This is a genomic window from Planotetraspora thailandica (assembly GCF_016863335.1).
Classification (GTDB): Bacteria; Actinomycetota; Actinomycetes; order Streptosporangiales; family Streptosporangiaceae; genus Planotetraspora; species Planotetraspora thailandica.
The window spans coordinates 1-11,896 of the sequence record NZ_BOOR01000015.1 but is presented as its reverse complement, the minus strand read 5'-3'; the positions used below and the strand labels follow the sequence as shown (position 1 = coordinate 11,896).

Genomic DNA, 11,896 nt, shown 5'->3' with positions numbered 1-11,896 from the left:
AAGGACTGCGCCGTGAAGCAAGGACTGCGCCGTGAAGCAAGGACTGCGCCGTGAAGCAAGGACTGCGCCGTGAAGCAAGGACTGCGCCGTGAAGGGGGGACGGAACGGGTGGCTCAGAGCGGCACCGTCAGCTGGGCCTGGACGTGCGCCCGCACGACGCCCGCCATGTCGGTCGCGCCGTCGTCGAGCAGCCACTGCACCTGCATGCCGTCCATGAGGGCGACCAGCTGGCGCGCCGCCGTACCCGGATCGATGCCGGGCCGCAGCACCCCCTCGTCGCGGGCCCGCGTGTAGGCCAGCTCGAACGAGCGGACAGAGGCCCGGTAGCGCTCGACGAAATAGGCGTGCGCGGGATGGGCCGCGGACGTCGCCTCGGCGGACAGCACGGCGAAGAGTTCGACGATGCCCCGGCGAGTGGCGTTCAGGGACACCAGGCCGACGAAACGGCGAAGCGCATCGAGGCCAGAGGCGCCTTCGGACGACAGCCACTCCCCGTCGACCTCGTCGCGCTGCGTGAGCACCGCGAGCAGCAGCGACTCCTTGGTGGGGAAGTGATGCAGCAGGCCGGGATGGGAGATGCCGCACCGGGCCGCGATCTCGCGCAGTGACGCGCCACGGTAGCCGACCTCCCCGAACAGCGTCATGGCGCAGTCGATGATCTCGCGCCGCTTCGCGCGGCCCTTCTCGTAGCCGTGCTGAACTCCGTCGGCCACTGTCCCTCTCTCCGGCTCCGGCTTCCGCGGCCGGATACCTACCACTTGGTCGGTATTTGAGTTTACAGTTCTCAAGGGCGGCCGACGTGGGCCGAACGAACACGGGGAGTCTCTCGTTGGCACGCTACGACCAGCGCACCGTGCGGCGCGCCCGATATGCGGTGGCCACCGCGTTCTGCGTGCACGGCGCGGTGACCGGGTCCTTCGCGACCAGGGTTCCGTGGATCCAGGAGCACGCCGGGGTCAGTGCCGGCCAGCTGGGGATCGCGCTCGCCTTCCCGGCGATCGGCGCCGCGTCGGCGATGCCCCTCGCGGCCCGGCTGAGCCACCGATTCGGCACCCGCGCCACGCTCCGCGGCCTGCTCACATTGTGGACGCTGGCTCTGATCCCGCCGTCGCTGGCGCCGAACCTGCTGACGTTGTGCCTGTCGTTGTTCGTCTTCGGGGCGACCGCGGGCATGTGTGACGTGGTGATGAACGCGCTGGGCGTCGACGTCGAGAAACGACTCGACAAGTCGATCATGTCGGGGCTGCACGGCATGTGGAGCGTCGGCGCGCTGACCGGCTCCGCCGTGGGCACTCTCGCCGCGCATCTCGACGTGAACGCCCAGCTGCACCACGTGGTGGCCGCCGCGACCCTCGCGACAGCCGGTCTCGTGGCGTCCCGGTATGTGCTCGACCTGCGGCCCGATCAGGACGAGGACCCGCCTCCGCGGTTCACGCTCCCGCCCAAGTCGGCGCTGCTGATCGGCGCGGTCGCCTTCTGCGCGGCCTTCGGCGAGGGCGCGAGCCTGGACTGGTCCGCGGTGTACCTGCGTGACGTCCTGACCGCCTCGGCGGGCGTGGCCGCCGCTTCGACCACGGGTTTCACCCTCACGATGGCGTTGACCAGGATGGCGGGCGACGCCCTGGTGGACCGGTTCGGAGCGGTCCGCACCGTACGGACCGGGGGTCTGGTCGCCGCCGCCGGCAGCCTGCTCGTCGTGATCGCCTGGCACCCGCTGGTCGCGATGGCGGGCTTCGCGTTGCTGGGCGTCGGCATCGCGGTCGTCATCCCGCTGGCGTTCGCCGCGGCCGGGCGCAAGGGCCCGAATCCGAGCCAGGCGATCGCGGGCGTCGCCACCGTCACCTACACCTCCGGGCTCATCGCGCCGTTCATGATCGGCACGATCGCCGACGCGACCAGCCTCGTGGTGTCCTTCGCCGTGGTGACAGCGCTCGCCGCCTGCCTCGCCGTGTTCGCCGGCGTGCTGCGTACGGGGGACCGGCGCGTTCCGGGCCCTGTGGACGCGCCGGTGAGCGACGTCAGGGGGTAGCGCGGTAAGGCTGAGGCCGGGGCGGAGGTCCCTTCCCCGAGGGACCTTCGGCGCTTCAGCTACGGACGCGAAGACGGATGTCATGGAGAGGTGGTGGCGAAGGGGGCAGAGATGATCATCGTTGGTGCCGACGGATCACGGGTCGCCTTCGAGGCCGTCGGCTGGGCGGCCAGGGAGGCGGCGCTGCGGGAGGAGCCGCTGAAGGTCGTCCACGCCCTTCCCGAATGGATCTTCAAGGGTGGCGCGCGCGGCTCTTGCGCCCAGGTGGCCGAGTGGATGCGCGCCGGCGGCGCCGAGGTGCTGGCGGGGGCGATCGAGCGCGTGCGCAAGGAGGCGCCGGAGATCGAGGTGGAGTCCGCGCTGCTGGCGGGCGACCCCCGCGCGGCGCTGATCAAGGCCGCCGAGGCGGAGGCGGACCTCATCGTGCTCGGAAACCACGGGATCGGCGGCTTCCGCGGTCTGCTGCTCGGGTCCGTCGCGCACGGCGTGGCGGGGCACGCGCACTGCGCCGTCGTGGTGGTGCGCGAGGTGCCTTCGCCGCCGCGGGGCGAGGTGGTGGCCGGCGTCGACGGCTCACCCGCGGGGGCGGCGGCTCTGGAATTCGCCTTCACCGAGGCGGCGCTGCGAGGCGCCCGGCTCCGCGCGGTCCATGCGTGGCCGCTGTGGCTGTGGAGCGAGGGCGGAGCGTTCGTGCCCGTCCGCGACGCCGAGGAGGACGAGGAGGACGAGCGGCGCCTGCTGGCGGAGGCCCTGGCGGGCATGCGGGAACGTCACCCCGACGTCGAGCTGAGCGAGGAGGTCGTCCAGGGCCACCCTGCCGACGTGCTCAGACGGGCCTCCGATGGAGCGGACCTGCTAGTCGTCGGCTCCCGGGGGAACGGCGAGTTCGCGCGGCTGATCCTCGGTTCGGTCAGCCAGGCGATGCTGCATCACGCGCGCTGCCCGCTGGCCGTCGTGAGAGCGCCGGAGCATGGTTCCGAGCCTGCGGGAGGAACGCCGTGAACACCTGGGCATCTGACGCGGTCGCCCGTGTGACGCGCGCCGCGGTCGACGCGGCGGTCTGGGCGCCCTCGGTGCACAACACGCAGCCCTGGTCGTTCGCCATCTCCGGTGACGAGATCTCCCTTCGCGCGGACACCGACAGGAAGCTGCGCGTCGCCGACGCGGCCGGCCGCCAGATGCTGATCAGCTGTGGCGCCGCCCTCTTCAACGTCCGGATCACCTTGAGCGCGCTCGGGTACGAGCCGGAGGTGCGGCCGCTGCCGGACCCCGACCGCCCGTCACTGCTGGCCACGGTGCGGCCCCGGACGGCCAGGGAGTGCCACGAGGAGGCCCGGTCGCTGCATGCCGAGATCGAGCGCCGCCGTACGCATCGTGCGGGCTTCACCGCCCTGCCCGTGCCCGGGGAGCTGGTGGAGACCCTGGTGGCGCAGGCCCGCACCGAGGACGCCGACCTCATGCCCGTCCGGTCGGAGTCGGCCGTGCGCGTGCTCGAGGCGCTGACCACCGCCGCGCAGGAGGTCGAGTCCCACGACCGCGCGTTCAGCATGGAGGTGATGCGCTGGAGCAGGCCCGCGGGCAGCACCAGACGCGACGGCGTTCAGGCGGGCGGCCGCCCCGCCGCGCCGGGACGCACCTGGCCGCAGCACTTCGCGCAGCGCGACTTCACCCGCGGGCACCCCTGGGGAGAGGAGGCCGACCAGCCGCTGTCCACCGCGACCGGCCTCGTCGCGGTGCTCACCACACCGGGCGACACCCGCGAGGACTGGCTCGCCGCCGGTCAGGCGTTGCAACACGTTCTGCTGCACGCCTCCGCCTACGGGCTGAGCGCGGCCTTCCACACCCAGGCGCTGGAGATGCCCCAGCTGCGGGAGTTCATCCGGCGGCATCTCACCGCAGGCGCGTTCCCTCAAATGATCATGAGGCTGGGGTTCGCGCTGGACGACACGGGCAGCGTGCGCCGTCCCTCGTCTGAGGTCCTCGACGACCGCTGACCCGGATCAAAGGACCTTGGTCCTCTACCGCCGCCGCCCCGGCACCCTTACCGTCCTAGGCATGATTCGCGTCTTCCTTGTAGATGATCACGAGGTCGTCCGCCGCGGCGTCGCCGCGCTGCTGGAGGGCGAAGACGACATCGAGGTCGTGGGCGAGGCCGGCACAGCGGAATCGGCGGTGGCGCGGATTCCGGCTCTCAGGCCCGACGTGGCGGTGCTCGACGTGCGGCTCCCCGACGGCAGCGGTGTGGACGTCTGCCGGGAGGTGCGCTCCCGCGTCCCGGAACTCGCCTGCCTGATGCTCACCTCGTACGCCGATGAGGAGGCCCTGTTCGACGCGGTCATGGCGGGCGCCGCCGGATATGTGCTCAAGCAGATCCACGGGTCCGATCTGGTCGGCGCGGTGCGCACGATCGCGCGCGGCCAGTCGCTGCTGGATCCCGCGACCACCGCCACCATGCTCCAGCGGCTGCGCGACCAGGCGAGCCACAGGGACCCGCTGTCCGCCCTCACCGACCAGGAGCGGCACATCCTGGAGCTGATCGGGGAGGGGCTGACCAACCGGCAGATCGGCGAACGGCTCTTCCTGGCGGAGAAGACCGTGAAGAACTACGTGTCGAACCTGCTGAGCAAGCTCGACATGCAGCGCCGTACTCAGGTGGCCGCGCTCGCGGCACGCCTGAAGGCCGACCCGTCCCAGAACCGGGGCCGTGCGGGCGGCGGCGCGGACCGGTGAGCGCCTGACGGGCGCGCCCCCGGGGGCGCCACGCCGCGCTGCGCCGCCGGCCGTGACGGGTGAACGCACGCGTCGGCGCCCGCCCTTCGCGAGGGCGGGCGCCGCGGCACGCACTCTCACCTCAGGACGGGGTGTCGCCGCACGACGCCGGTGTTGCGCCACCATCCGCCGATGCCCAGGGTGTCGCCCGCGTTCGTGAGCGCCAGGACCGCCAGCACGACGGCGTAGACGATGTGCTCGTCGATGAACGGGTTGCTCTCCAGGGGCAGCTCCGCGGCCCACATGAACAGCAGCAACAGCCCGCCCGTGACGGCGGCGATCCTCATCCCGGCGCCCAGGACGAGGGCTGCGCCGATGCCGAGCAGCCCGGCCATGAACAGCCAGTCGACCCACGCCTGGCCGGCCAGGCCGCTGAACAGATCCCCGAGCGCGTGCCCGCTGGTGCCCTTGAGGAATCCGGTGGTCGGGCTGCCGCCGTTGACCCAGGCGCGGTCGGCGGGGGTGGCGAACCCCCAGCCGAAGAGCTTGTCGAGGAAGGCCCAGAGGAAGACCCATCCGATGGTGATGCGCGCGACCGCCCAGACGTAGCCGGCGGAACGCGTCGCACGAGGTGTGGGCGTGAGGGGGGCGGCGTCACGCTGGTGGCGCCCTTCGGCGAGTGCCATGATCGGCCCTTTCAGTGCGGGGGTCACTGTTTCTTTCCGCCCTCAGCACACCGTTTCCGCGCGTCGCCGGGCAGTGCCGTACGGCTCGCCGGAAACGCCGGACGACCCGCCCGGTTCAGGACCTTCGGCACTGCGTTACTGGGTGTCTTCGGCACTGCGTCACCCGGTATGTCACCCGGTCCGTACGGCGTCGCGCGTGGTGTCTCCCGCCGAAAGGACCAACGTCCCGTCGCGGTGAGGCCAACGGCCCTGGGGCGTGTGCGCGGAGGGGCGGGAACCTCTGCGGGGACGCCGCGAAGGTGCCCCGGCGCCGCACCCCGGCCCCGCCGAAGCCTCTCAGGATCGAGCCCGCATGGACGTCTTGGACTTGTCGCGCTGGCAGTTCGGCATCACGACCGTGTACCACTTCCTGTTCGTACCGCTCACCATCGGGCTGTCCGTCATCGTCGCCGGCTTGCAGACCGCGTGGCATCGCACCGGTAAGGCGGGTTACCTCCGGCTGACCAGGTTCTGGGGACGGCTGTTCCTCATCAACTTCGCCATGGGCGTCGTGACAGGCATCGTGCAGGAGTTCCAGTTCGGCATGAACTGGAGCGCCTACTCGCGTTTCGTCGGCGACGTGTTCGGCGCTCCGCTCGCCATGGAGGGGCTGCTCGCCTTCTTCCTGGAGTCGACGTTCCTTGGCCTGTGGATCTTCGGCTGGGACCGGCTGCCGCGGCGGGTGCATCTGGCCACGATCTGGCTGGCGTCCGCCGGCACCGTCACCTCCGCCTACTTCATCCTGGCCGCCAACTCGTGGATGCAACACCCCGTGGGCTACCGGCTGAACCCGGTGACCGGCAGGGCCGAGCTCACCGACATCTGGGCCGTGCTCACGAACTCCACGACGCTCGCCACCTTCCCGCACGTCGTCTTCGGTGCGTTCGTCGCGGCCGGTGCGTTCGTCGCCGGCGTCAGCGCGTGGTTCCTGCTCCGCCGGCGCGAGGTGGAGCTGTTCCGCACGTCGGCGCGGATGGCGTTCGCGGTCACGCTGCTCGCCGCCGTCGGCGTGTCGGTCTCCGGGCACTGGCAGGCGCAGATCATGACCCGGCAGCAGCCGATGAAGATGGCCGCGGCGGAAGCCCTCTGGGAGGACGAGAGCTCCGCGGGGTTCTCGTTGTTCGCGGTGGGCGACGTCGAGAACGGCCGCAACCACGTCAGCATCCAGATCCCGTACGGCTTGAGCTTCCTCGCGACGAACACGCTCGACGGGACCGTGCAGGGCGTCAACGACATCCAGGCCCGCTACGAGCGCTTGTACGGCCCCGGCGACTACCGGCCCGTGATCGGCCTGGCCTACTGGTCGTTCCGCCTGATGATCGGGTTCGGAATGCTCGCGGCGTTGCTCGCCCTCGGCGGGCTCTGGCTGACCCGGCGCGGACGGCTGCCGAAGAGGGCGGCGTTCTACCGTCTTGCGATCGCCGGCATCGGCCTGCCGTTCCTGGCGAACACCCTCGGCTGGATCTTCACCGAGATGGGCCGGCAACCATGGACGGTCTTCGGGCTGATGCGGACGCAGGCCGCGGTCTCCCCTGGGGTGAATATCGCCGAGGTGGCGGCCACGCTGGCGGGCTTCACCGTGGTTTACGCCGTGCTCGCCGCCATCGAGGTGCGCCTGCTGATCAAGTTCATCAGGGTCAGTCCGCAGGACGAGGCGGAGCCCGCCGACGCCGTGCCCGTCCTCTCCTACTGATTTCCAGTGACTTCCTACTTGCACCGACGACTCGTGACAAGGACGCAGCCGTGGAACTGACCACCGTCTGGTTTCTCCTCATCGCCGTGTTGTGGACCGGCTACTTCGTCCTGGAGGGATTCGACTTCGGCGTCGGCATCCTGCTGCCGTTGCTCGGCCGTACCGAGGCCGACCGGCGCGTCCTCGTGGGGTCGATCGGGCCGGTGTGGGACGGCAACGAGGTCTGGCTGCTCGTTGCGGGCGGGGCCATGTTCGCCGCCTTCCCCGAGTGGTACGCCACCCTGTTCAGCGGGTTCTACCTCCCGCTCTTCCTGATCCTCCTGTCGCTGATCGTCCGCGGCGTCGCGCTGGAATACCGCAACAAGAGCGACAGCCCGCGGGGGTGGGATCGCGCGTTCTTCTGGGGGTCGCTCGGCCCGGCGTTCCTGTGGGGCGTGGCCTTCGCCGACATCGTCCGCGGCGTGCCGCTGGACGCCCGCCACGAGTTCACCGGCACGCTGCTGACACTGCTCAACCCGCACGCCCTGCTCGGCGGCCTGGCCACCCTGGCGCTGTTCACCTTCCACGGCGCGGTGTTCCTGGCTCTTCGCACGACGGGGGAGTTGCGCGACCACGCGCGGGAGGCGGCGCGGACTCTCGGCCTCCTCGCGCTGGTCTCCGGGGGAGCCTTCCTCGTGGAGACCCAGGTGGCGACCGGCACGGCTGCCACCTGGGTCGGCGTGGTCGCGGCGGCCGCGGGCATCGTCGCGGCCATCATGGCCACTTCGCGCGGCCGCGACGGGTGGGCGTTCGCGGCCAATGCGGCGGCAATCGTCGCGGTCACCGTCACGCTCTTCGGAGGCCTGTGGCCGGACGTCATGCCCGCGCTCGACCCGGCCAACAGCCTGACCGTGCACAACGCGGCCTCCACGCCGTACACGCTGACGGTCATGACGTGGGTCGCGGCGATCTTCACGCCTCTCGTGCTGGCCTACCAGGGATGGACGTACTGGATCTTCCGCCGGAGGCTGGGCGGCGAGACGGCGTCCCGCGGCGCCGGGCGGGCGGCCTCGTGACGATCACGACTCACCCGGCGGCGTCCATAGGCTCGGCGGCCGTGCCCGCCCGGTGGGAAACTTTCGGGTATGACGGACAACGAGCCACGCTCCCTGATTCCGAACATGCGGCTGGATGAGCTGCTGTCGGAGCTGCAGACACGGCTCAACGCGGTCATGGCGACCCGCGACCGCGTCCACGGCCTGCTGGACGCCGTCGTCTCCGTGGGCAGCGACCTCGAGTTGGAGACGGTGCTGCACCGGATCGTGGAGACGGCGACCACGCTGGTGGACGCCAGCTACGGCGCCATGGGCGTGATCGGCGAGGACCAGACCCTCGTGCAGTTCGTTCCCGTCGGGCTGACCGAGGAGGAGATCGCGAGGATCGAGCACTGGCCGCACGGCCTGGGGCTGCTGGGACTCCTGATCAAGCGGCCCCAGACCCTGCGCCTGGCGGACATCTCCACGCACGCCGAGTCGTACGGCTTCCCGCCGGGCCATCCACCCATGGGCAGCTTCCTGGGCGTGCCTGTCCGCGTCAGGGAGGAGGTGTTCGGCAACCTCTACCTCACGGAGAAGCGCGGGGGAGGGGAGTTCGACGAGGAGGACGAGGAGATCGTCGTCGCCCTCGCCACCGCGGCCGGAGTCGCGATCGAGAACGCGCGCCTGTACGACGAGACCCGGCGCAGAGAGAGCTGGCTGCACGCCTCCTCCGAGATCACCACGGCGCTGCTGTCGGGCGCAGAACCGCACGAGGTGCTCACCCTGCTGGCGCGCCGGGCCCGCGAGATGGTCGGCGCCGACGTGGTCATGATCCTGCTGCCGGAGGACGGCCGCGAGACGGTCCGTACGGTGGACGAACAAGGCCGGGAGGGCGAGAGGTACACGGCACGGGAGATCGCCGACACGCCGGCCGGCCGGGCCTTCCTGACCGGAGAACCCCTGACCGTGGACGACCCGGCGGAGCACGACCTTTTGAACTCCGGATTGCATCGTGTGCCCGGCCCGCTGGCGGTGGTGCCGCTCGGCGCGGCGGGAGCCGTACGAGGGGTTCTGCAGCTGGGCAAACGTTCGGGGCGTGTTCCGTTCGGCGGGTCCTCGATGCGGACGCTGTACGCCTTCGCCGGGCAGGCCGCCCTCGCGCTGGAGCTGGCGGAGGCCAGAAAGGACGCGGAGCGGCTCGGCCTCCTGGAGGACCGCGACCGCATCGCCAAGGACCTGCACGACGTCGTCATCCAACGGTTGTTCGCCGTCGCCATGACGCTCATGAGCACGGTGCGCCTCGTGGAGCGCCCGGAGGCCTCGTCGAGGCTGCAGAGCGCCATCGACGAGCTGGACGGGACCATCCGGCAGATCCGCTCGACGATCTTCGCCTTGCAGACCCCTCGCGATGCCCAGGCGCCGGGGCTGCGGGCCCGGATCGTCGACGTGGTGGAGGGCGCGCGCGGGCACCTCGGTTTCATGCCGGGCCTGAGCCTGGAGGGCCAGCTCGACAACGACGTGTCCTCTCAGCTCGCCGACCAGGTGCTGGCCGTCCTCCGCGAGGCCCTGTCCAACGTCGTACGGCATGCCAAGGCCCGCAGGGCCGACGTGACGGTCCGGGCGGGGGAGGGGTGGCTCACCCTGGTCGTCGAGGACGACGGTGTGGGCGTGCCGGCCGGAGGAAGGCGCAGCGGGCTGCGCAACATCGAGGAACGGGCACAGGCACTGGGCGGCTCGTCCGCGGTGGAGCCGGCGGAGATCGGCGGCACCCGCTTGCGGTGGCGGGTTCCGATCACGTGAATCTGGATTTCCTCAACTATGATCATTGACCGACATTTGACAAGAAGTTAGATTACGTCGGCAGGTGGGGGTTTCGGTGCCCGAAGGGAGAGCCGCCCGCATGGTCCGACGAGTTGTCATCTCAAGCATCGCGGCCGTACTTTTCATCGTCTGGGGCGTTCCGTCGGGGGCCCTCGCGGTGGACGGCACCCGAACTCCGGCCTCACCCGCCTACACGGTCACCCTGACCAGCAACGCGTCCGGCAGCACGTGGACGGGACACGAGAGTGTCACCTTCACCAATCCCTCCACCGATCCCCTGACGGAGATCTACCTCCGGCTGTGGGACAACTACCACGGGTCGTGCCCCTCCTCCACGCCGATCACTGTGACCAACGTGACCGGCGGCACGCCGTCGCCGCTGTCCGTGTCCTGCACCGCGCTGAAGATCACGCTGCCGGCGCCGCTCGCCCACAATCAGAGCACTTCGATCGGGTTCGACCTGAGCATCGTGGTGCCCGCCGGCGCCGACAGGTTCGGCCGTGACGGGTCCTACAACTTCATCGGCAACGCCCTGCCGGTCCTGGCGGTCCGCGACGCGAGCGGTTGGCACCTCGACCCGTACAGCAACAACGGCGAGTCCTTCTACTCGATCATCAGTGACTACTCGGTCACGCTCGATCACCCGGCCTCGCTGTTCGTGCCCGCCACAGGCAGTTCTGTCGACACGCCGGGCGCGTCCGGCCGTACGATCACCAAGGCCACCGCCGTGGACGTCCGCGAGTTCGCCTGGGCGGCCGGGCCGTTCGTCAAGACCACCAGCACCACCACCACGGGCGTCGTGGTGAACGTCTACCGGGTCAGCTCGATCAGTTCGAGCAGCGCCTCCTCCATGATGACCACCGCGAAGAACGCGCTCAGCGCCCACGCCGGCCGGTTCGGGGCCTACCCCTACGGCGAGGCCGACGTGGTGCTCGACAACAACTTCTGGTTCGGCGGCATGGAATACCCCGGTTTCGTGCTCGACGTGGTCAGCTCCACAGCCCTCGCCCATGAGCTGGCCCACCAGTGGTGGTACGGCATCGTCGGCGACGACGAATACACCAGCCCGTGGCTGGACGAGTCGTTCACCGACTACGCGACCGACCTGTACAACAACGTCTCGGGCACCAACTGCTGGAACAACGTCTCGTGGCAGTCGTCGTCCGAGAAGATCAGCAATTCCATGGCCTACTGGGACACCCATACGAACCGGTACGGCACCGTGGTCTACACGTACGGCAAGTGCGCCTTGCACGACCTGCGGCGCACGATCGGCACGACGGCGATGAACAACCTGCTGAAGACCTATGCCGCCTCCCACTGGTACGGCGTGTCGACCACCGCGGACTTCAAGGCCGCCGCGCAGGCTGTGACCTCGGTTGACCTGGCGTCGTTCTGGGCCACCCACCGCATCGACGGCTGAACGTCCGGACCCGCGGTTTTCCGGCCCCGGCCGGGACGTTGCCCACAGACAGTCCCTGCCGCCCGTTGCTGCGCCGCGTGATCGAGCGCGTCCTGCGGCTCGGCTGCCCTTTCTGGCGATGGACGACGGGCGGCGGCCGATGAGTGATGGGCGATGGGCGACGAGCCTTCAGAAGGGAGTCGGGTCGTCATCGTGTCCGAGGAGTGGGCTTGGTCGGCCGGGTGGAGTGGCTGGGCTGTGATCGTCACTGGCGTACGAGTCGTCTCGAGCATGTGAAGTCGCCCTTTCTGCGGAGCTCTGACCCCGTCGCGGCGTGACGTGGGCAGCGCTTTCTCGTGATTCGCCGGCATAGAGGTCGCTTCTGTCGCCGGCGCATTGGTCTGCGCGGATGCCGCTGTCATGCGTTTCGGTCTTCTCGCCCTCGGGCGGGGTGAGGTTTTCGCTGGTCAGGGTGGGTTGGTCGTGGTCGGGGATGTGGTC

General features: G+C 70.2%; 10 protein-coding genes. 8 read left to right on the top strand and 2 right to left on the bottom strand.

Annotated elements, in window-relative coordinates:
- Positions 1 to 113: 113 nt before the first annotated feature.
- The gene (locus Pth03_RS12710; protein ID WP_239118989.1) at positions 114 to 713 is read right to left on the bottom strand and encodes a TetR/AcrR family transcriptional regulator; all 600 of its coding nucleotides are present in this window, start codon (positions 711 to 713) and stop codon (positions 114 to 116) included.
- 116 nt (positions 714 to 829) lie between these two features.
- Between Pth03_RS12710 and Pth03_RS12705 the strand changes: the two genes are divergently transcribed.
- The 4 genes from Pth03_RS12705 to Pth03_RS12690 all read left to right on the top strand — a co-directional run bounded on the left by Pth03_RS12705 (position 830) and on the right by Pth03_RS12690 (position 4,759).
- On the top strand, positions 830 to 2,029 hold the full coding sequence (locus tag Pth03_RS12705; protein WP_203944423.1) for an MFS transporter: 1,200 nt from the start codon (positions 830 to 832) through the stop codon (positions 2,027 to 2,029).
- A 111-nt stretch (positions 2,030 to 2,140) separates the two neighbouring features.
- Positions 2,141 to 3,031, top strand: coding sequence for a universal stress protein (locus tag Pth03_RS12700; RefSeq protein ID WP_203944422.1), 891 nt, complete (start codon positions 2,141 to 2,143; stop codon positions 3,029 to 3,031).
- Positions 3,028 to 4,023 (top strand): Acg family FMN-binding oxidoreductase, encoded by a 996-nt coding sequence (locus Pth03_RS12695; RefSeq protein ID WP_203944421.1) that lies wholly within the window; start codon positions 3,028 to 3,030, stop codon positions 4,021 to 4,023. The genes Pth03_RS12700 and Pth03_RS12695 overlap by 4 nt, the downstream gene beginning before the upstream one ends.
- Positions 4,024 to 4,084: 61 nt before the next feature.
- Positions 4,085 to 4,759 carry a response regulator gene (locus tag Pth03_RS12690; protein ID WP_203944420.1) on the top strand — a complete coding sequence of 225 codons (675 nt, stop codon included), beginning with the start codon at positions 4,085 to 4,087 and terminating at the stop codon, positions 4,757 to 4,759.
- A 116-nt stretch (positions 4,760 to 4,875) separates the two neighbouring features.
- Here Pth03_RS12690 and Pth03_RS12685 read toward each other — a convergent pair whose 3' ends face one another.
- Positions 4,876 to 5,424: a hypothetical protein gene (locus Pth03_RS12685; protein ID WP_203944419.1), complete on the bottom strand. Its 549-nt coding sequence runs from the start codon at positions 5,422 to 5,424 to the stop codon at positions 4,876 to 4,878.
- A gap of 352 nt (positions 5,425 to 5,776) precedes the next feature.
- Here Pth03_RS12685 and Pth03_RS12680 point away from each other — a divergent pair, with 352 nt between their 5' ends.
- The 4 genes from Pth03_RS12680 (at position 5,777) to Pth03_RS12665 (ending at position 11,416) form a co-directional block, all read left to right on the top strand.
- Positions 5,777 to 7,156 (top strand): cytochrome ubiquinol oxidase subunit I, encoded by a 1,380-nt coding sequence (locus Pth03_RS12680; protein WP_203944418.1) that lies wholly within the window; start codon positions 5,777 to 5,779, stop codon positions 7,154 to 7,156.
- A gap of 50 nt (positions 7,157 to 7,206) precedes the next feature.
- The gene (gene cydB, locus Pth03_RS12675; protein WP_203944417.1) at positions 7,207 to 8,211 is read left to right on the top strand and encodes a cytochrome d ubiquinol oxidase subunit II; all 1,005 of its coding nucleotides are present in this window, start codon (positions 7,207 to 7,209) and stop codon (positions 8,209 to 8,211) included.
- Between the two features lie 69 nt (positions 8,212 to 8,280).
- Positions 8,281 to 9,972: a sensor histidine kinase gene (locus Pth03_RS12670; RefSeq protein WP_203944416.1), complete on the top strand. Its 1,692-nt coding sequence runs from the start codon at positions 8,281 to 8,283 to the stop codon at positions 9,970 to 9,972.
- 100 nt (positions 9,973 to 10,072) lie between these two features.
- Positions 10,073 to 11,416 (top strand): M1 family metallopeptidase, encoded by a 1,344-nt coding sequence (locus tag Pth03_RS12665; protein ID WP_203944415.1) that lies wholly within the window; start codon positions 10,073 to 10,075, stop codon positions 11,414 to 11,416.
- Positions 11,417 to 11,896 lie beyond the last annotated feature (480 nt).

Coding starts and splice junctions, on each gene's coding strand:
- Pth03_RS12685 (WP_203944419.1), bottom strand. CDS start 5,424: ATGGCACTCGCCGAAGGGCGCCACCAGCGTGACGCCGCCCCCCTCACG.
- Pth03_RS12665 (WP_203944415.1), top strand. CDS start 10,073: ATGGTCCGACGAGTTGTCATCTCAAGCATCGCGGCCGTACTTTTCATC.
- Pth03_RS12690 (WP_203944420.1), top strand. CDS start 4,085: ATGATTCGCGTCTTCCTTGTAGATGATCACGAGGTCGTCCGCCGCGGC.
- Pth03_RS12680 (WP_203944418.1), top strand. CDS start 5,777: ATGGACGTCTTGGACTTGTCGCGCTGGCAGTTCGGCATCACGACCGTG.
- Pth03_RS12700 (WP_203944422.1), top strand. CDS start 2,141: ATGATCATCGTTGGTGCCGACGGATCACGGGTCGCCTTCGAGGCCGTC.
- Pth03_RS12670 (WP_203944416.1), top strand. CDS start 8,281: ATGACGGACAACGAGCCACGCTCCCTGATTCCGAACATGCGGCTGGAT.